17 protein-coding genes are annotated in these 19,634 nt (G+C 66.4%); 11 read left to right on the top strand and 6 right to left on the bottom strand.

What is annotated here, in order from left to right; all coding sequences use genetic code 11:
* Position 1: 1 nt before the first annotated feature.
* The gene (locus tag V6Z91_RS17950) at positions 2–454 is read right to left on the bottom strand and encodes a helix-turn-helix domain-containing protein (protein WP_338759157.1); all 453 of its coding nucleotides are present in this window, start codon (positions 452–454) and stop codon (positions 2–4) included.
* Between the two features lie 86 nt (positions 455–540).
* On the opposite strand from V6Z91_RS17950, the gene V6Z91_RS17945 reads away from it, so the two are divergent.
* Positions 541–1,722: an MFS transporter gene (locus tag V6Z91_RS17945; RefSeq protein ID WP_338759155.1), complete on the top strand. Its 1,182-nt coding sequence runs from the start codon at positions 541–543 to the stop codon at positions 1,720–1,722.
* 3 nt (positions 1,723–1,725) lie between these two features.
* Here the strand turns inward: V6Z91_RS17945 and V6Z91_RS17940 are convergent, their stop codons facing one another.
* Both V6Z91_RS17940 and V6Z91_RS17935 read right to left on the bottom strand, forming a co-directional pair.
* Positions 1,726–3,984 carry a molybdopterin cofactor-binding domain-containing protein gene (locus V6Z91_RS17940; protein ID WP_338759154.1) on the bottom strand — a complete coding sequence of 753 codons (2,259 nt, stop codon included), beginning with the start codon at positions 3,982–3,984 and terminating at the stop codon, positions 1,726–1,728.
* A 4-nt stretch (positions 3,985–3,988) separates the two neighbouring features.
* Positions 3,989–7,102: an EAL domain-containing protein gene (locus V6Z91_RS17935; RefSeq protein WP_338759152.1), complete on the bottom strand. Its 3,114-nt coding sequence runs from the start codon at positions 7,100–7,102 to the stop codon at positions 3,989–3,991.
* A 181-nt stretch (positions 7,103–7,283) separates the two neighbouring features.
* Between V6Z91_RS17935 and V6Z91_RS17930 the strand changes: the two genes are divergently transcribed.
* Complete coding sequence (locus V6Z91_RS17930) at positions 7,284–7,796, top strand: DUF1993 domain-containing protein (RefSeq protein WP_338759151.1); 513 nt, start codon at positions 7,284–7,286, stop codon at positions 7,794–7,796.
* 157 nt (positions 7,797–7,953) lie between these two features.
* Here the strand turns inward: V6Z91_RS17930 and V6Z91_RS17925 are convergent, their stop codons facing one another.
* Both V6Z91_RS17925 and V6Z91_RS17920 read right to left on the bottom strand, forming a co-directional pair.
* Positions 7,954–8,148 carry a DUF1289 domain-containing protein gene (locus V6Z91_RS17925; protein WP_338759149.1) on the bottom strand — a complete coding sequence of 65 codons (195 nt, stop codon included), beginning with the start codon at positions 8,146–8,148 and terminating at the stop codon, positions 7,954–7,956.
* Entirely contained in the window at positions 8,148–8,720 is a 573-nt protein-coding gene (locus tag V6Z91_RS17920) for a DUF1415 domain-containing protein (protein WP_338759147.1), read from the bottom strand. Before V6Z91_RS17920 ends, V6Z91_RS17925 begins: the two co-directional genes overlap by 1 nt.
* Before the next feature lie 269 nt (positions 8,721–8,989).
* Between V6Z91_RS17920 and V6Z91_RS17915 the strand changes: the two genes are divergently transcribed.
* The 5 genes from V6Z91_RS17915 to V6Z91_RS17895 all read left to right on the top strand — a co-directional run bounded on the left by V6Z91_RS17915 (position 8,990) and on the right by V6Z91_RS17895 (position 15,368).
* Positions 8,990–10,342, top strand: a complete 1,353-nt coding sequence (locus V6Z91_RS17915; RefSeq protein ID WP_338759145.1) for a transglycosylase SLT domain-containing protein — start codon at positions 8,990–8,992, stop codon at positions 10,340–10,342.
* 271 nt (positions 10,343–10,613) lie between these two features.
* Positions 10,614–11,405: an enoyl-ACP reductase FabI gene (fabI, locus tag V6Z91_RS17910; protein WP_338759143.1), complete on the top strand. Its 792-nt coding sequence runs from the start codon at positions 10,614–10,616 to the stop codon at positions 11,403–11,405.
* A 403-nt stretch (positions 11,406–11,808) separates the two neighbouring features.
* Positions 11,809–13,362, top strand: a complete 1,554-nt coding sequence (locus tag V6Z91_RS17905) for a DEAD/DEAH box helicase (protein ID WP_338759142.1) — start codon at positions 11,809–11,811, stop codon at positions 13,360–13,362.
* Between the two features lie 212 nt (positions 13,363–13,574).
* Positions 13,575–14,645, top strand: coding sequence for a L,D-transpeptidase family protein (locus tag V6Z91_RS17900; RefSeq protein WP_338759140.1), 1,071 nt, complete (start codon positions 13,575–13,577; stop codon positions 14,643–14,645).
* Positions 14,646–14,663: 18 nt separating this feature from the next.
* A complete protein-coding gene (locus tag V6Z91_RS17895) occupies positions 14,664–15,368 on the top strand; it encodes a M23 family metallopeptidase (protein ID WP_338759138.1) in 705 nt (234 codons plus the stop codon).
* Between the two features lie 72 nt (positions 15,369–15,440).
* Here V6Z91_RS17895 and V6Z91_RS17890 read toward each other — a convergent pair whose 3' ends face one another.
* Positions 15,441–15,977, bottom strand: a complete 537-nt coding sequence (locus V6Z91_RS17890; RefSeq protein ID WP_338759136.1) for a DUF882 domain-containing protein — start codon at positions 15,975–15,977, stop codon at positions 15,441–15,443.
* Between the two features lie 99 nt (positions 15,978–16,076).
* On the opposite strand from V6Z91_RS17890, the gene V6Z91_RS17885 reads away from it, so the two are divergent.
* The 4 genes from V6Z91_RS17885 to V6Z91_RS17870 all read left to right on the top strand — a co-directional run bounded on the left by V6Z91_RS17885 (position 16,077) and on the right by V6Z91_RS17870 (position 19,424).
* The gene (locus V6Z91_RS17885) at positions 16,077–16,532 is read left to right on the top strand and encodes a MarR family transcriptional regulator (RefSeq protein ID WP_338759134.1); all 456 of its coding nucleotides are present in this window, start codon (positions 16,077–16,079) and stop codon (positions 16,530–16,532) included.
* 49 nt (positions 16,533–16,581) lie between these two features.
* Positions 16,582–17,088: a hypothetical protein gene (locus V6Z91_RS17880; RefSeq protein ID WP_338759132.1), complete on the top strand. Its 507-nt coding sequence runs from the start codon at positions 16,582–16,584 to the stop codon at positions 17,086–17,088.
* Positions 17,039–17,998, top strand: coding sequence for a LysR family transcriptional regulator (locus V6Z91_RS17875; RefSeq protein WP_338759130.1), 960 nt, complete (start codon positions 17,039–17,041; stop codon positions 17,996–17,998). The genes V6Z91_RS17880 and V6Z91_RS17875 overlap by 50 nt, the downstream gene beginning before the upstream one ends.
* Positions 17,999–18,140: 142 nt before the next feature.
* Entirely contained in the window at positions 18,141–19,424 is a 1,284-nt protein-coding gene (locus V6Z91_RS17870; RefSeq protein WP_338759129.1) for a Glu/Leu/Phe/Val dehydrogenase, read from the top strand.
* Positions 19,425–19,634 lie beyond the last annotated feature (210 nt).

Here is a 19,634-nt window from a genome sequence, read left to right as displayed (position 1 = left end):
GCTACAGGCCCTCCACCTTCTTCACGGCCGTATCGGCGGCCGACAATTCCTCGCCGTCAGCCGTGCGCAGCGCCAGGTCGGCCACCGCTCTCCCGGTGTCGCGCCGCACCAGCACGGAATGCGCCTCGCCGGGCGCGAAGAGGTGCCGCTCGCCCCACCGGCGCAGCGCCACGATCACCTGGAACAGGTCTTCCCCTTTCGCCGTCAGCACGTATTCCTGGTAGGCCGACCCGTCGGAGGCCGGCTGGCTGGCGAGGATGCCGGCTTCGACGAGCATGCGCAGCCGGTCGGCCAGGATATTGCGCGCCATCCCGAGACTGCGCTGGAAATCGCCGAAGCGCCGCACGCCGTCGAAGGCATCGCGCACGATCAGCAGCGCCCAGCGCTCGCCCACGACATCCACGCCCCGCGCCACGGGACACGGCTCCGCCCGGTTGTTCTTCCTGCCCGCCATCCGCTCCTCCATACAAGTAGTTGCATTTTAAAACTAGGAGCCTTACGCTTCAACTAGTTTCAATTCAAAACCAGTTTGGAGGAAGCATGTATTTCACCACGCCCCGCCTTGCCCTGCTCGCTGCCTGCGCCGCCCTGTGCGTTGCCAACGTCTACTACGCGCAGCCGCTGCTCGACCTGATCGCCGCCGACCTGGCGCTGGACCGCGCGGCGGCCGGCGGCATCGTCACCGCCACGCAACTGGGCAGCGTGCTCGCGCTGCTGTTCGTGGTGCCGCTGGGCGACCGCCTCGACCGGCGCCGCCTGCTGCTGGCCCAGCTCGGATTGCTGGCGGTGGCGCTGGCCGGCGTATGGCTGGCGCAAGCGGTCGTGCCGCTGCTGGGGGCGATGCTGCTGGCCGGCCTGCTGGGCACGGCGATGACGCAGGGCCTGATCGCCTGCGTGGCGGCGGCCGCGGCCGACGGCGAGCGTGGCCGCGTCGTCGGTGCGGTCCAGGGCGGCGTGGTGCTCGGGTTGCTGGCGGCGCGCGCGGTCGCCGGCGGCGTCGCCGACCTGGCCGGCTGGCGCGCGGTGTATGCCGCATCGGCCGTATCGACGGGGCTCATTGCCGCGCTGCTGTGGCGCGCGCTTCCCGCCGTGCCGCCGCCCGCGGCTCCCCTGCCGTACCGGGACCTGGTCGGCTCGATGGCCGCGCTGCTGCGCACGGACCGGGTACTGCGCACGCGCGGCACCATCGCGCTGCTGATGTTCGCGGTATTCAACATCTTCTGGAGCGCGCTGGCGCTCGAGCTGGCGGGGCCGCCGCACGCCTTGCCGCACACGGCGATCGGTGCGTTCGGCCTGGTGGGATTGATCGGGGCCCTGGGCGCGCTGGGCGCCGGCCGCCGCGCCGACCGGGGCCGCAGCGAGCGGACGACCGGCATGGCGCTCGTGCTGCTGTGCGCGGCATGGCTGCCCCTGGCCTTCACGCCCGCCTCGCTGCTGGCGCTGGGCATCGGCGTCGTGGCGCTCGACCTGGCGGTGCAGGCGCTGCACGTGACGAACCAGAGCCTGATCCTGCGCAGCAATGCCGCGCCGAGCCGCCTGGTCGCCTGCTACATGCTGTTCTATGCCGCCGGCAGCGGCATCGGCGCACTCGTGGCCAGCGCGGCGCATGCGGCCGGCGGCTGGCCGTTCGTGTGCGTCGCGGGGGCTGGCACCAGCGTGGCGGCGCTGGGATTCTGGCTGGCGACGCTGCGGGTACCTGCCGCCTGTCCGTCCCAGGGCTGACCGTCAGCCCAGCCGCAGCGGCAGGCTGCGCAGCCGCTGCCCTGTCAACTTGAACACCGCGTTGGCCACGGCCGGCGCCACCGGCGGCACGCCCGGCTCGCCCACGCCTTCGGGCGGCTCGGTGGACAGCACGATCACCGTTTCAACCTGAGGCACCTCGTGCATGCGCGGCACCGGATAGTCGCCGAAGTTCCCCTCCCGCACCTCGCCGCCGGCGATCGTGATGGCGGCACCGAGGGTGGCGGACAGGCCGAAGGCGACGCTCGACTCCATCTGTTGCGCCACGTGCCCGGGGTTGACGGCGATGCCGCAATCGATCGCGCAGACCACCCGGTGCACGCGGATCTCCTTGCCCTGCACGGACACCTCGGCCACCTGCGCCACGACCGTGCCGAAGCTCTGGTGCAGCGCCACCCCATGCGCACGGCCGGCCGGCGGCGTGCCCGCGCGGCGCACCGCCGCCTCGAGCACGGCGGCATGGCGCGGGTGCTCGAGCAGCATGGCGGCGCGGAACGCCACCGGGTCCTTGCCGGCCGCGTGCGCCATCTCGTCGACGAAGCTCTCCTTGAAGAAGGCATTGTACGAGTGCCCGACGGAGCGCCAGTTCCCCAGCGGCACGGCGCTGTCCACCGCCACGTGGGCGATGCGCTGGTGAGGGATCTCGTACTGCATGTCGTAGGCGCCTTCGACGGTGGTCTTGTCCGGCCCCGCCGGCGGCAGCCCGAGGTTGCGCAGCGTGTATTGGCCCGTCAGCGCGCCGCCCGCGCCGACGAAATCCCAGCTCTTGACCGTACCCGCCGCGTCGAGCGTGGCGGCCAGCCGCGCCACCGCCGCGGGGCGGTAGACGTCGTGGCGGATATCCTGCTCGCGCGTCCAGATCACCTGCACCGGCAGGCCGCGGCATTGACGCGCGATGGCGACGGCCTGCGCCACCATGTCGCCCTCGAGCCGGCGGCCGAAGCCGCCGCCCAGCAGGTATTCGTGCAGCTCGACCTGCTCCGGTGCCACGCCGCCGATGGTGGCCGCGATCTCGATCGCGATCGACGGCACCTGCGTGGACAACCACAGCCGCACCTTGCCGTCGGCCACCTGCGCGGAGCAGTTCACCGGCTCCATCGCCACGTGGGCCTGGTACGGCACGCTGTACTCGGCGCGGACCACATGGCCCTGCGCCTGCGCCTCCTCCACCTCGCCCTGCTCGAAGTACACGTGGCGCTCGCCGTCTCCCAGTGCGCTGCGCAGTCCGGCAACGATGCCTTCGCTCGACAGCTCCGCATGGGGCCCCGCATCCCAGCGGATGGCCAGCGCCTCGGCGGCCGTCCTCGCCTGCCAGAACGTCTTCGCCACCACGGCCACGCCGGCGCGGGCCCCGGTCTGGCCGGCGAGCGCATTCGTGTAGTCGATCACGGCGAGCACGCCCGGCATGCCCGTCACGTCGCCGGGGTTGATGCCGGCGATACTGCCGCCCAGTGCCGGCGCCATGCGCACGGCCGCGTACACCATGCCCTCGGGGCGGGCGTCGATACCGAAGCGCGCGCTGCCGTCGACCTTGTTGCGCGCTTCGCGGCGCGGCGCTGCGCGCCCGATCAGCCGGAAGGCATGGGGGTCCTTCAGCACCGCGTCGCCCGGGCTTTCCGCGGCGGCGGGCCAGGCGAAGCTGCCGTACGTGGCACGGCGGCCGCTCGCGTCGTGGAACAGTTCCCCGTCGGCAGTGCGGATGGCGGCCGGCGCCACCTCCCAGGCGCGCGCCGCGGCCGCCACCAGCATGGCACGGGCGGCGGCGCCGGCCTCGCGCATCGGCAGCCATGCATCCTTCACCGACGACGAGCCGCCCGTCAGGCTGATGCCCAGTTCGCGCGCGACCTTGGCAAGGGTCCAGCGCGCGAAGGCTTGCGCGGCGCCCTGGTCGTCGGGGTGGAAGGGCAGCGCATCGCGGATGGCGGCCAGGTTGGCGTAGATCTTGTCCGGCCGCGCGGCGGCGATGCGCACGCGCTCCAGCGGCATGTCCAGCTCCTCGGCCACCAGCATCGGCAAGGCGGTGTGCACGCCCTGCCCCATCTCGGCGCGCGGCACGATCACGGTCACCGTATTGTCCGGTGCCACGGCCACCCAGCCGTTCAGCGTCACCGCGTCGCCATCGAGCGCCAGCGGCTCGGCCGCGTGCAGGCGCTGCCGCGGCGGCAATGCGCCCCAGCCGACGACCAGCGCGCCGGCCGCGGCCGTCCCGGCGAGCAGGAAGCGGCGGCGTGTCAACCTGGTCATGGGTTCAAGGGAGCCAGCGGCGCAGCAGGTCGTCCGGCATCACCGGGCGGCTGTAGTAATAGCCCTGCGCCTGGTTGCAGCCGTGGCGCAGCAGGAAGGCGGCCTGCTCGTCGGTCTCCACGCCTTCGGCGATGACGGACAGGTTCATGCTCTTGCCGAGCTGGATGATGGCGACGGCGATCGCCTCGTCGTTGGCATCCTCGTGGATATCCTTGATGAACGAGCGGTCGATCTTCAGGGTCTGCACCGGCATCTGCTTCAGGTAGGCCAGCGACGAGTACCCGGTGCCGAAGTCGTCGATCGCCAGGCTGACGCCGAGGGCGTGCAGGCCATTGATGTATTGCAGCGCGTCGCCGGTGTTCATGATCAGCGATTCGGTCACCTCGAGCTGCAGGCGGGACGGCTCCAGCCCCGTCTCGCGCAGGATGTTCTCCACCGTCGGCACGATCGTGCCCCGCTCGAACTGCCGCACCGACAGGTTGACGGCGATCTTCGGCACCGCCAGGCCGGCCTGCTGCCAGCGCACCATCTGCCGGCATGCCTCGGCCAGCACCCATTCGCCCAACTGGCTGATGAAGCCCGTGTCCTCGGCCAGCGGAACGAAGCGGCCCGGCGGCACCAGGCCCAGTTCCGGGTGGTTCCAGCGCACCAGCGCTTCCACGCCGATCAGCCGGCCCGTATCGATTTCCACCTGCGGCTGGTAATTCAGGAACATCTCTTCCTTCTCCAGCGAGCGGCGCAGCCATGCCTCCAGGCGCAGGCGCTCCACGCCGTCGCCCGTCATCGACGGCGCATAGAAGCGGTAGCCGTTGCGCCCGCGCGCCTTGGCCTGGTACATCGCCACGTCGGCATTGCGGATCAGCACATTCAGGTCGGCGCCGTCGTGCGGATACATGCTGATGCCGATGCTGCAGGTGACGAACAGCTCGTGGCCGGCCACCAGGAACGGTTGCTCGAAGATGGCCACCAGTTTCTCGGCCACCAGCGTGGCCGCGTACTCGCCGCTGGTATCTTCGAGCAGCACCACGAATTCGTCGCCGCCCAGCCGCGCGAGCGTGTCGCCGTCGCGCAGGCGCTCCGACAGCACGACGGCGACCTGCTTGAGCAGCTCGTCGCCGATGTGGTGGCCGAGCGTGTCGTTGACGTTCTTGAAGCGGTCCAGGTCGATGAACAGCAGCGCCAGCTGCTCCTGGGAGCGCTGCGCACGGTCCAGCGCATGCTGCAGCCGGTCGTTGAACAGCAGCCGGTTCGGCAAACCGGTGAGCGAATCGTGGTGCGCCAGGTGGTCGAGCTTCTTCTCGTTTTCCTTCACCAGCGTGATGTCGCTGAACACGCCGGCGTAGTGCGTGGTGGCGCCCTCCGAGTCGCGCACCGCGGTGAGCGTGAGCGATTGCAGGAATTGTTCGCCGCCCTTGCGCAGCGCCCACATCTCGCCTTGCCAGTAGCCGTTTTCGACCAGCTCGCGCCACAGCTGCTGGTGGAAAGCTTCGTCCTGGCGGCCGGAGCGCGTGAGGCCGATGTCGCGGCCGAGCGCCTCGGCCTCTTCGTAGCCGGTGATCTGCGTGAATGCGGGGTTGACCGCGACGATCCTGCCGGCCTTGTCCACCACCACCACGCCGTCGGCAATGTGCTCCAGCACCGTGGCGGAGAGGCGCAGCTTTTCTTCCGCCTCCTTGCGCGCCGTGATGTCGGCATACACCCAGATACTGCCTTCGTTGGGCCGGTTCTGGTCGATCGCGCAGCCGCTGACCATGCACCAGAACAGCGTGCCGTCGCGGCGGCGGTAGTGGCGCTCCTCGCTGAAGTACTCGCCCTGCCCGAGCGACGGATACTGGCGCACGCCCGCCGCCTCGAAATCGAACGAGGTGGGGAACACGATGGCGGTTGACTTGCCCACCATTTCGCCGGGTTCGTAGCCGAACAGTTCCTCGCAGCGGCGGTTCACCGACATGATCGTGCGATGGCGGACGAACATCACGCCGAACATCACGTTGTCCAGGATCGCGCCCTGCTCGGCCAGCAGCGCCTCGATGCGCATTTCATTGTCCTTGCGCTCGCTGATATCGGAGAGGATGCCGTCCACCCAGGGGGCGCCGCCATCGGCCGGCGCCTGGGGCTTGCCGACCTCGAGGACCCAGCGCTCGGTGCCGGAAGCATCGACGATGCGGTACTCCGCCTCGTAGGGGCGGCCCTCCTCGATCGCGCTCTTGACGGCGCGGCGCTGCGTGCGCCGGTCTTCCGGCGTGATCAGGTTGACCCAGGAATGCGTTGTGCCGCGCATCAGCTGGGCGGCCGTGTAGCCGGAGATGCCCTCGATCGCATCGCTCACGAATTCGATCGGGCCGTCGGGCTGGTAGCGGAACACGGCGCCGGGTACCTGCGTGACGATGGTGCGGAAGCGTTCCTCGCGCTGGCGCACGTCCTCGAACAGCCGGCGCAGCGCTTCGCGGGTATCTTCCAGCCGATCGGCCAGGCGGCCCAGTTCATCGTTGCCGCGCACCTCGATGGGCGTATCGAAATCCCCCCGCGCGAGGCGGTCGGAAACGCGCATCAGGCGGCGCAGCGGGTGCATCACGCGCTTGTTGAGGAAGAGGATGATGAGCAGCAGCGACACGGTCAGCTGCGCGGCCAGCACGAAGATATAGGAGCGGCGCTTGTCGCGCAGTTCCTGGCGGCTGCGGGCATCGTCCATCTCGACGGTCACGTGGCCGATACGCTCGCCGCGCACGATCACGTCGCGATCAGCGCGAACCACAGTGCCCAACGGCCGGGCCTTCGATTTCTCGTGGATGAACTGGGTCTCGGCCTGGCCGGTGACCTGGACCTGCACCACCGAGGGGTCGCGCATCACCGAGTGCACGAGCGATCGCGCCGATTCGGCATCCATGTTCCACAGTGATTCCTGCACGCCGAGCGCGAGGATGTCGGCATTGCGCTGCAGTGCCTCGTTCAATGCGGTGCGCGTGGATTGCTGCTCGCGCACGCCAACCAGCAGGTAGCTGCCGACGATCGCGGGCACGATCAGCCCGCCCAGAACGACAAGCAGCAGCGACCCGTAGATCGATTGGCCATACAGCGCGCCCAGCCGGGCACGCAGGCCGCGAGTTGGCGGCCTCATGCAGAAACAGCAGGCTGGAAATTCAAGAGCATCTTGAGCAGCGCATAATTATCGTGGTGCAATTATGCTGCAAAGCGATACGCAAGTCACGAATGCCGTTCTGTAACGAAGCGTGCAGGCAACGCAAATGTCGCACCCGCGCCCAACTTGCTATGATGCTCACTCTTTCACAGGAGATCCCATGAGTTTTTCGATGTATTCCGCCTCGCTGCCCGTGTTCCGGCAAATCCTGAACAGCCTGCTCGACATTCTCGAGAAGGCCGAACGGCACGTCGAGACCACGCGGATCGACCCGAACGCCTTGCTGCAATACCGGCTGTTCCCGGACATGCTGCCGTTCACGCGCCAGATCCAGATCGCCGCCGACTTCGCCAAGGGCGCCGGCGCGCGGCTGGCCGGGCAGGACGTGCCTTCGTGGGAAGACACGGAAAAGAGCTTTGCCGAGCTGAAGCTGCGCATCAAGAAAACGCTGACCTTCCTGGACAGCCTGCCCGCGCACGAGATCGAACAGAGCGCCGAGCGCCCGATCACCGTCGGCAGCGGCGAAAAGACCCGCCATTTCAGCGGCCAGACCTACCTGCTGCACTACGCACTGCCACATTTCTTCTTCCACGCCACCACGGCCTACGACATCCTGCGGCATAACGGGCTGGATATCGGGAAGAAGGATTTCATCGGGACGATTCCGCAGTAACGGCCAGCCAGCTACGGGCCCCAGCCCGGTGACAGGCACCGGGCTTTTTGCAATGTTTCCTCAGCCCCGGTGACAGGCACCCCATTTTTTGAAATATTTCTTTAACCCCGGTGCCTGTCAGCGGGGTTGGCGCAGCTGGCGTTGCGCGAGCTCGCCGCTATCCGTTACGCCGTGGGTAGCCCTGCGCCAGGATACGCTGCCACACCTTTTCCTTTTCCTCGGCCGACATCGACACCCAGTGCGCCACTTCTATATAGGTGCGCCCGCAGCCGCGGCAGATGTCGTCGAACGTGGTCGAGCAGACGGCCACGCAGGGCGTGTCCGGTCGCTCCGGCAGCTTCTCGTCCGCCATTACTTCACCTGGGGGAAGAGCTTGTCCCAGCCTTCGTGGCCCAGCTTTTCCATCGTCTCGATGTTTTTCTCGAAGATGGCCTCGGCCTCCGGGAAGGCCTCGACGGCGCGTTCCACGCTTTCCTCGCGCAGCAGGTGCAGCGTGGGATAGGGCGAGCGGTTGGTGTAGTTGCCAATGTCGTTCTTGTCCGTATCGGCGAACTGGTAGTCGGGGTGGAAGCTGGCGACCTGCAGTTCGCCCATCAGCCCCATGTCCTCGAGGGCCGCATCGGCGACGTCGAGGAACTCATTGTAGTCTTCGAAGTCAATCAATACGTGGGGATGGATGATCAGCGTGGTGTCCACCTCCTCGGCCGGGGTATCGGAGAGCAATTGCAGCTCGTCCATCAGCATTTCGAGCAACGCTTCGGGCGTGGTGGCGTCGGAGACCACGTAGCGGATCTGTTTCTTGACATGCACGGCCTTGGCGAACGGGCACAGGTTCAGGCCGATCACGGCCTTCTCCAGCCATCGTTCGGTCGCCGCGATCGCGCTGGCATGGTCGACGGGGCCGCTGCCGATAATATTACTCATGATTAACTTTCTAGGTCGAAAATACTGGTCCACCATTGTACGCATCCGATGGTGTTTTCGCCATTTGCATTGAATTTGCCGCCATCCGGCGTGAAGTTGCATTTATTTTTCTCGATGCCGTAGCTCAAGTTTTTTGTAACGAGGCCGACATATTGCTTGACGGCGACCGAGAACCCTCCTTAAACTCGGCCTTTAAATTGGTAGTCCGTCCGCTCCCGGTCGCTTTGCAGCGTGTCCGGGTTAATTTGACGACAACACAATGGAATGCTATGCGAATTAAGTACACTTCCCTGCTGGCGGCACTGATCGCCGCGGCACCGGCAGTCAGCCAGGCGGTCGAAACCGCCGCGGACAACCTCCCGCTGATGCCGCTGACCGCCGCCGCCAAGGCACCTGCACCTACCCTCGCCGTCACTTCCCCCACCGTCAATAAAGCACCGTCCGAAGACCCGTTCCGGGAAACGGATGTGTGGAACCGCATCCGCACCGGCTTCTCGATTCCCGACCTGAACAATGGCCTGGTGACGAAGCATGCCAACTGGTATGCCGAGCGTCCCGACCACATGGCGCGGACGACGGCGCGCGCGTCGCTGTACCTGTACCACGTGGTCTCGGAATTGGAAAAGCGCAATATGCCGACCGAACTGGCACTGCTGCCGTTCATCGAATCGGCGTTCAATCCGGTGGCCGTGTCGAGCGCGAACGCGGGCGGCATGTGGCAGTTCATGCCCGGCACCGGCCGCGACTTCAACCTGAAGCAGAACGCGTTCAAGGACGATCGCCGCTCCGTGCTGGCCTCGACCGACGCCGCCCTCACCTACCTGCAGAAGCTGTACGACATGTTCGGCGACTGGCAGCTGGCGCTGGCCGCCTACAACTGGGGCGAGGGTTCGGTGCAGAAGGCGATCGCGAAGAACCGCGCCGCCGGCAAGCCGACCGATTTCGAAAGCCTCGCCGACCTGATGCCGGCCGAAACGCGCAACTACGTGCCGAAGCTGCAGGCCGTGAAGAACATCGTGGCGAACCCGGGCCGCTACGGCCTGTCGCTGCCGCTGATCCGCAACGAGCCCTACTTCACCGCCGTCGACAAGGCGAGCGACATCGACCTGACCGTGGCCGCCCAGCTGGCCGAACTGTCGGTGGACGAATTCAAGGCCCTGAACCCGCAATTCAAGCGCCCCGTGATCACGGGCGGCGAGCAGACCCAGATCCTGCTGCCGAAGGCCAATGCGGAAAAATTCCACCTGAACCTGGCGCAGTGGGGCCAGGCGCTGTCCACCTGGACCACGCACAAGGTGACGAGCGCGCGTGAAAGCATCGCTTCGCTGGCCTCGAAGTTCCGCACCACGCCGGAAGTCATCCGCCAGGCCAACAACCTGCCTTCGCGCGGCGTGCTGGCTGCCGGCTCCACGATCCTGGTGCCGAAGATCTCGGCCACCGCCCACCGCGACATTCCCATGGACATCGCCGATAACGCCGCCGTGAACGTGGTCGACGAGCCGGTCGCCACGCGCAACAACTACCGCAAGGCCAAGGCATCGAGCGGCAATACCAAGTCGCGCATCAAGCTGGTCAAGGCGCGCGTGTCGCGCGACCAGGCCGGCAAGAAGCGCCGCAACTGATTGTTCGGTCCGGCTCGGCAAGGCTGCGCAGCCCATGGCTCCGCAGCCTTTTGTTTTATGGGCAGGGTCGGTTCAAGCCCACTTTCGTGTCCATCCCCAGCCGGCCGGACCCGGCTTTGCCGGCCTTGGTAGCATTCCGCCAAGCTTGCAGCCGCCGCCCCCAAGCCATACAATCTCGATCTTGCGGTAACACGGACCACCAGCGGCCGGTCACCAACTAGAACAACAACCCATGCTTGCGCGGGAAGCGCAACAGGCAATTGGAGTAATCATGGCTTTCTTGCAAGGCAAAAAAATCCTCATCACCGGCGTGCTGTCCAACCGTTCGATCGCCTACGGCATCGCGCAGGCCTGCCACCGCGAAGGCGCCGAGCTGGCCTTCACCTATGTTGGCGAACGCTTCAAGGACCGCATCACCGATTTCGCCGCCGAGTTCGGCAGCAAGCTGGTGTTCGATTGCGATGTGGCCAGCGATGAGCAGATCGAGGCGCTGTTCCGCGACCTGGGCCAGAGCTGGGACAGCCTGGACGGTTTCGTGCACGCCATCGGCTTCGCGCCGCGCGAGGCGATCGCCGGCGAATTCCTGGACGGCTTCTCGCGCGAGAACTTCCGTGTCGCCCACGACATTTCCGCCTACAGCTTCCCGGCCATGGTGAAGGCCGCGCTGCCGCTGCTCAAGCCTGGCTCGTCGGTATTGACGCTGTCCTACCTGGGTGCCGTACGCGCGATCCCCTACTACAACACGATGGGCCTGGCAAAGGCATCGCTGGAAGCATCGGTGCGCTACCTGGCCGAGAACCTGGGCCAGCAAGGCATCCGCTCGAACGGCATCTCGGCCGGCCCGATCAAGACCCTGGCCGCTTCCGGCATCAAGGATTTTTCGAAGCTGCTGGGCTTTGCCGCCAGCCACGCGCCGCTGCGCCGCAATGTAACGATCGAGGAAGTGGGCAATACGGCGGCCTTCCTGCTGTCCGACCTGTCTTCGGGCATCACAGGCGACATCATCTACGTGGACGGCGGTTTCTCCCACGTGATGGGCTTGAACGCCAGCGATTACCAGTAAGCCGCATCGCGCTGTACACGGCACCCCCGCGACGCGGGCGCCGGCATCTCCCTCCGGTTGGCTTGCACGGTTCAGAAAGCCGTGCAGGCACCGGCAAAATCGGGTATGATGTTCTTTGTGCGTCGCAACATGTACGCACCGAGAACAAAAACATCCAGTTTCACTAATCAGCTTCGCAAGCCTTCGCGCATCCCGGTTTCTTCCGCCTGAATTCGAGGCATATGTCCGGATGGCGCTTATAAAAAGCCCCCCGCCCCAGCGTGTCGCATCCTGACACCGTCCCGGCGCAAAGCTTTTGTGCCGAAATTTCTATTCTTGCTGTCTAGAGTCATTTCGTTTGGTTGGCGTTGCTATGTTGCGTTCTGCCGTTGTGCAGAAACGCGCAATTTTACGAAAGATATACATGAGTTTTGAAGCACTAGGTCTCCACGCATCCATCCTGAAAGCCCTGACCGATTCCGGCTACACGACGCCGACGCCCGTCCAGGAACAAGCTTTGCCTGCCGCAATGGCCGGGAAGGACCTGCTGGTCTCCTCGCAAACGGGCTCCGGCAAGACCGCGGCCTTCATGCTGCCGTCCCTGCACCGCCTGGCCGAATCGATGCCCGCCGAAGCAGCTGGCCGCACCCCGAACCAGGAAAAGCAAGCCGCCCAGGCGCGCGGCGAGCGCCCCCGTTTCAAGCCAGCCCAGCCGAAGATGCTGGTGCTGACGCCGACCCGCGAACTGGCTTTGCAGGTCACCACCAATACCGATAAATACGCGATCAACCTGCGCCGCCTGAAGGCCGTGGCGATCCTGGGCGGCATGCCGTACCCGAAGCAAATGCAGCTGCTGTCGCGCAACCCGGAAATCCTGGTGGCGACGCCGGGCCGCCTGATCGACCACATGGAGTCGGGCAAGATCGACTTCTCGCAGCTGCAGATCCTGGTGCTGGACGAAGCCGACCGCATGCTGGACATGGGCTTCATCGACGACATCGAAAAGATCGTCGCCGCCACGCCGGCCTCGCGCCAGACCATGCTGTTCTCGGCCACGCTGGACGGCGTGGTGGGCAACATGGCCCGCCGCATCACGAAGGATCCGATGGTCATCGAGATCAAGCAGGCCGCCAACAAGCACGAAAACATCACGCAGCGCGTGCACTTCGTGGACGACCTGTCGCACAAGAACCGCCTGCTGGATCACCTGCTGCGCGACGAGACGCTGGACCAGGCCGTCGTGTTCACCGCCACCAAGCGCGATGCCGACACGATCGCCGACCGCCTGAACATCGCCGGTTTCTCGGCCGCCGCACTGCATGGCGACATGCACCAGGGCGCCCGTAACCGCACGCTGGACGGCATGCGCCGCGGTAACGTGAAAGTGCTGGTCGCCACCGACGTGGCGGCGCGCGGCATCGACGTGCCGACGATTACGCACGTGTTCAACTACGACCTGCCGAAGTTCGCCGAAGACTACGTACACCGCATCGGCCGCACGGGCCGTGCCGGCCGAAACGGCGTGGCGATCTCGCTGGTGAACCACTCGGAAAACATGCAGGTGCGCCGTATCGAGCGTTTTACCAAGCAGTCGATCCCGGTCGATGTGGTGGAAGGCTTCGAGCCGAAGAAGTCGGCGCCGCCGCGCTCGGCCGCCCGTCCGGGCTGGAAGCCGGGCGAAGGCCGCAAGCCGGGCCAGCGCAGCTTCTCCAAGCCGGCGTACCCGCGCGATGGCGCACCGCGTGAAGGCGGCTTCGCCCGCGACAGCGGTCACTATCGCAGCGAAGGCGCGCCGTTCCGCGGCGAAGGCCGTCCGGAAGGCGCGCATCGCAGCGAAGGCTATCGCAAGGAAGGCGCACCGCGTCCGGAAGGCAGCTTCCGCCGCGACGCCGCCCCGGCCCGCAAGGAAGGCGGCGGTTTCCGCCGCGACAGCGCACCGCGCTCCGACGCACCGCGCCGCCCGTGGGGCGAGCGCTGATCGCCAGCGTTTCCTGAAGTAGGCTGAAAACCGCCGGGTCCGCCCGGCGGTTTTTTTTCGTTCGTTTCTAACGGCTGAGTTCGTGTCCCTTGGTGCCAGGCACCGAGAGACACGAGCTCAGCTGTAAGCGCGGCTTCCTGTCGAGCGCACGTGTTCGCTGCCGTACAGAGCGCGGCACGGCTGGGCGGCACACTGGGGCCATGAAAAAACTGATGCTTACCCTGCTCCTCGCCGCGCCGCTGGCGCACGCCCAGAACTCGACGGCGGTCCCGCAACCGGCACGGCCCGCGCCACCGGCGCCGCCGTCCCAGCCTGCGGCGCCCGCGCAGGCGGGACAAGCCACTCAACCCGGCACACCCCAAGCGGGGCAACCGGCCCAAGCTGGCCAGCCAGCGCAACCCGGCCAGAGTGCGGCTCCGCCGCAAGCCCTGATCACGCCGGACCAGGTCCCGCCGGACCTGCGCGCCCAGATCCTGCTCGACCGCGCCCATTTCTCGCCGGGCGAGATCGACGGCAAGGTGGGCAGCAATATGAAGCAGGCCATCACCGGCTTCCAGAAGGCGCGCGGCCTGCAGGTGACCGGAACGATGGACGAGGCAACCTGGGCCGCGCTGGAAGACCGCCAGCCCGTGCTCGGCACCTACACGATCACCGAGGTCGACGTGCAAGGCCCGTACGGCCCCGTGCCGGAATCGATGGCGGAAAAGGCCAAGCTGGCATCGCTGCACTATCAAAACATTGAGGAGGCGCTGGGCGAGCGTTTCCATGCCAGCCCCGAACTGTTGCGGCAGATGAACCCCGGCAAGAACTTCATGCGGGTCGGCGAAAAAATCCTCGTGCCAAACACGGGCGCGGCCGGCGCGCTGCCCCCCGCCGCCAGGCTCGTCGTCGACGAATCGGACCGCACCCTTTCGCTGCTCGACGACAATGGCAAGGTCATTGCCCAGTTCCCGGCCAGTACGGGCAGCGAGCACGACCCGCTCCCGGTCGGCAAATGGAAGATCAATGGCGTAGGCCGCAACCCCGACTACCGCTACAACCCGAAGCTGTTCTGGGATGCCAAGCCCGGCGAAGGCAAGGCGATGATCAAGCCGGGCCCCAACAACCCGGTCGGCGTGGTGTGGATCGACCTGTCGAAGGAGCATTACGGCATCCATGGCACGCCCGAACCCAGCAAGATCGGCAAGACCGAATCGCATGGCTGCATCCGCCTGACGAACTGGGATGCGGCGAAGGTGGCGAATGTGGTATCGCCGGGCTTCGAGGTGATCCTGCAGGACTAAGATAATCGGAGGCGCATCGTGAAATGGCTGCTGACCTTGCTGCTGGGCGCCGTGCTCGGCGTGGTGGGAACGGTGTTGTGGCTGGGGCGCGATGTGCCGCCGAAGACCGCCGGGCCGGCGATAACGCCCGCACCCGCAACACAGCCAGCCGCGCCGCCTGCCGCCGCGCCCGCGCCACAGCAGGCGGCCGGCGTCCCCCTGCCGGCGAAGGACTTGCCGGAAGTGCAGGCCCCTGCCCCCGTCAATCCCGCCGCCACCAGTTTCGACATCGACGTGAAGCCGGCGATCGGCCCCCTGCTGGTGCCGGTGGCCGGCGTGAGCGCGCGCGAGCTCACGGACACCTTCAGCCAGCCCCGCGGCACCGAGCGCCAGCACCAGGCCCTGGACATCCCCGCGCCCAAGGGCACGCCGGTGCTGGCGGCGGCCGACGGCAAGATCGTCAAGATGTTCACCAGCAAGCCGGGCGGACTCACGGTCTACCAGTTCGATCCATCGGAAAAATACGCGTACTACTACGCTCACCTGGACAGCTACGCGCCCGAGCTGAAGGAAGGCACCTCTTACCGGCGCGGCCAGATGATCGGCTACGTGGGCGTGACAGGCAATTCCGACCCGAACGCGCCGCACCTGCACTTCGCGATCTTCGAGCTGGGCGCGGAGAAGAAGTGGTGGGAAGGCACGCCGGTCAATCCGTATCCGTACCTGGCCGGCGGCGCGAAGTGACGCGGCACCATGCCAGTCTCCCGGAAGGGATGACAGGCATGGTGCCGGTTGTTGTTCCCTACCCGCGGCACACTACCAGTGCCGCACCCGCCCCGTGTCCATGTGCACGAACTGCGACTTGTCGTAATACCCGACACCGCCAGCCTTGAGCGCCAGCGCCGCCTTGTGCACATGCTTCAGGTCGTACCCGGGAATGCGCAGGTCGATCGCCTTGCCTTCCAGGTGCATGCTGTGCTTGGCCACGCCGCCGCTGGCCGCGGCCAGCTTGGCGTTCGTTTCCGGCGAGCGATAGCCGGAAATGATGTGCACCACATTGTTGCTGCCGAACTGCGCGGCTACTTTCTCGACCAGCAACAGCAACGCCGGATCGATCGCGGCGATCGTATTGCTGCGGTGGTCGCGCAACAGCTTGTTGATGTCCTGCAGCGCGTCGGGAATGAACTGTCCTTCGGCCCAGAACACGCTTTTCAGGGATTCCCCGGTATGCGTATTATGGAAGCGCAAGATGCGTTCATGAGGCGCGGCAACGGCGGCACGGGCCAGCGCGGGCATGCTCAATGCGGACGCGACGGCAACCGACTTCTTGAAAAATGATCTGCGTTGGTTCATGGGTGAATGATACTCCCGTTCGCTGAACGATGCTTTTTATGGCGCGTTGCAATTTTTTGCCATATACTTGCTCTCTCAAGTATATTTCAAGGACAACTCATGGATAACTCATCAAACGACGAGCGCGCCGATGCCGCCCTCGATTTCTGCCTGCGCCTGGCACGTGTCCAGGCCACCGTGGTGCGCCGCCTCGACGCGGTGCTGGGCGGACACCACGGCCTGTCATTCGGCGACTTCATGCTGCTGCATCACCTGTCGAGGGCGCCCGGCGGACGGTTGCGGCGCGTGGATCTGGCGGATCGGCAGGGCTTGACGGCGTCCGGCGTGACCCGCACGCTGCTGCCGCTGGAAAAGACGGGCCTGGTGGCGCGCATGGCGGACGAGCGCGATGCCCGGGTCGGCTTTGCCGCCATCACCCCGGCCGGCCACAACCTGCTCGACAATGCACTGTTGACGGCCCGCGAAACCTGCGCCGAACTGCTCAAGCACGCGCCGCGGGACCAGCTCGATACACTGACCGCCGTGCTCGGCACCGTCCTCGGGCCGGGCGCATGAGTGGGCCGCCCCGCGCAAGCCTTGCGCCGACCGCAACTTCCGCTGGCTGATGGCGGGCGGCCTGCTGTCGATGGTGGGCGACCAGTTCACGCTGCTCGCCCTGCCCTGGCTGGTGCTGGAACTCACCGGCGATGCGCTTGCTGGCCTGCTGCTCGCACCGCTGGGCGGCGTGGACGCGATGTGGCAGGCAATCACGGCTGCTGCTGCCCTCGGCGTGCAGGCCGGCTTCCTGCAAGTGGCGATCTTTACGTGGATACAGCGCCGCGTGCCGCCACGGATGCCGGGCCGGGCGATGAGCATCGTCCTGTTCATCTTCATGGGCCTGGCACCGCTGTCCGCGGCCGCCACCGGCGCCATGCTGCGGCACGTGTCGCTCGCCACGCTGTTTGCCGCCAGCGGCGCTGGTGTGCTGCGCCGTCAACGCCTGGCTGTTTACGCCGCTGCGGTCGAACACCGGCACGCCGGCCCGTTAGAATGCGGGCTGATTCGCAACCGACGGAAACACGATGGAAACGAAATGGCTCGAAGACTTCATCTCCCTGGTCGAAACCAATAACTTCAGCCGCTCGGCGCAGCTGCGGCACGTGACGCAGCCGGCGTTCTCGCGCCGCATCCAGTCGCTGGAAAACTGGCTCGGCACGGACCTGATCGATCGCACCACCTTCCCCACCCGGCTTACCCCCGCCGGCCACGTGTTCTACGAGCAGGCGCTGGAGATGCTGGGCCAGATCAACGGCGTGCGCGAACTGCTGCGGCACAAGCGCGCCACCGCGCAGACGACGATCGACCTCGCGGTGCCACACACCCTGTCGCTGACGTTCGTGCCGAAGTGGATCACGAAACTGGAAGCGGATTTCGGCCCGATCCACAGCCGGCTGATGGCCCTGAACGTGCACGACGCCGTGCTGCAACTGGTGGAAGGCGGCTGCGACCTGCTGCTGTGCTATCACCATCCGCGGCAGCCGGTGCAGCTCGATCCGGGCCGCTACGACATGCTCGTGATGGGCCGCGAAGCGCTGCGCGCCTATGCCCGCTCCGACAAGGCCAGGCAACCGCTGTTCACCCTGCCCGGCCGCAAGAACGCACCGCTGCCCTTCCTGTCGTACACCACCAACGCCTACCTGGGGCGCATGGTCGACCTGATCCTGGCCGATGCGAAGCCCGCGCTGCACCTGGACAAGCGCTACGAAACCGACATGGCCGAAGGCCTCAAGATGATGGCGCTGGAGGGGCGCGGCATCGCCTTCCTGCCAGAATCGGCCGTCACGCGCGAGGTGAAGCAGAAGCTGCTGGCGCCCGCCGGCGAACGGGGCAGCTGGGAGATCGAGATGGAGATCCGGCTGTATCGCGAACGCCCGTCGCCCGCGCGCCCCGGCAAGCCGCTGGTGACCGAACTGTGGCACTTCCTCGAGGAGCAGCTGCGCCCGGCGCAGGCGAGGCGCCGCGTGCAGGCGTCGGAGCGCTAGCGACGCAAATCCACGTTATGCATTTTTTGCATAGCCGGATGCGCAAGCGGCATTGGCCGAGAAATGGTGGTCACTTCTATGATTCGCTCGCTGGCGGTAGTTCACCGCTCAACCGAATTCAAGCGAAACGGGAGTTATCACAATGACGAACCACGCACTGCCTTCCTACCTCAATGCCGACGATCTCGGCCCATGGGGCCAGTACCTGCAACAGATCGACCGCGTCACGCCCCATCTGGGCGCGCTGTCCCGCTGGGTCGAAACGCTGAAGCGCCCCAAGCGCATCCTCACCGTCGACGTGCCGATCGAGCGCGATGACGGCTCGATCGCCCACTTCGAAGGCTACCGCGTGCAGCACAATATGTCGCGCGGTCCGGGCAAGGGCGGCGTGCGCTTCCACCAGGACGTGACGCTGTCCGAAGTGATGGCCCTGTCCGCATGGATGACGGTGAAGAACGCCGCCGTGAACGTGCCTTACGGCGGCGCCAAGGGCGGCATCCGTGTCGACCCGAAGACGCTCTCGCGCGGCGAGCTGCAGCGCCTGACGCGCCGCTACACGAGCGAGATCAGCCTGATCATCGGCCCGACCAAGGATATCCCCGCGCCGGACGTGAACACCAACGAACAGGTGATGGCGTGGATGATGGACTCCTACGCCATGATCGAAGGTAACCTGTCGACCGGCGTCGTGACGGGCAAGCCGATCTCGCTGGGCGGCTCGCTGGGCCGGCGCGAAGCCACCGGCCGCGGCGTGTTCGTGGTGGGCCGCGAAGCGGCACGGCAGCGTGGCGTGGCCATCGCCGGGGCACGTGTGGCCGTGCAGGGCTTCGGCAACGTGGGCGGCGTGGCCGCCACGATGTTCGCCGAAGCGGGCGCGAAGATCGTCGCCGTGCAGGACCATACCGGCACCATCGTCAACGAAGGCGGCCTGGATGTCGCTCAACTGCACAAGCACGTGGCCGAAGCCGGCGGTGTGAACGGTTTCCCCGGGGCGGAAGCTTTCCTGGACCGCGACGCGTTCTGGGACGTGGCGTCCGACATCCTGATCCCGGCCGCGCTGGAACAGCAGATCACGGCGGAGAACGCGCCGCGCATCCGCACCAAGATCATCCTGGAAGGCGCCAACGGCCCGACCACGCCGCAGGCGGACGATATCCTGAACGAGCGCGACATCCTGATCGTGCCGGACGTGCTGGCCAATGCCGGCGGCGTGACGGTTTCCTATTTCGAGTGGGTGCAGGACTTCTCCAGCTTCTTCTGGAGCGAGGACGAGATCAATGCCCGCCTCACCCGCATCATGCAGGATGCGTTCGGCGCGGTGTGGGAAGTGTCGCAGGAAAAGAAGGTGTCGCTGCGCACCGCCACCTTCATCCTGGCATGCACCCGCGTGCTGCAGGCGCGCGAAGTGCGCGGCCTGTACCCTTAACAGTTTGTATTAGCAAAGAGTCCCGACCATTCCGACAGAGATGCGGGGGAGACATAGGGGAAACCCGAGGGGCGCGACGGCAACGTCGCGCTTTTTTTTTGCATTGGCAAGACGGCACCCGAAGTTCACCGCCGGTAGCGGCCGCCGGGGAACCGCGGGTTAGTGTTTGCTGGTTCACAGACAGCCCGGAAGCGGCGCGCCAGAATGGCA

The organism is Massilia sp. METH4, from assembly GCF_037094685.1.
GTDB lineage: Bacteria > Pseudomonadota > Gammaproteobacteria > Burkholderiales > Burkholderiaceae_D > Rugamonas.
This window is presented reverse-complemented; position numbering and strand designations above follow the sequence as displayed.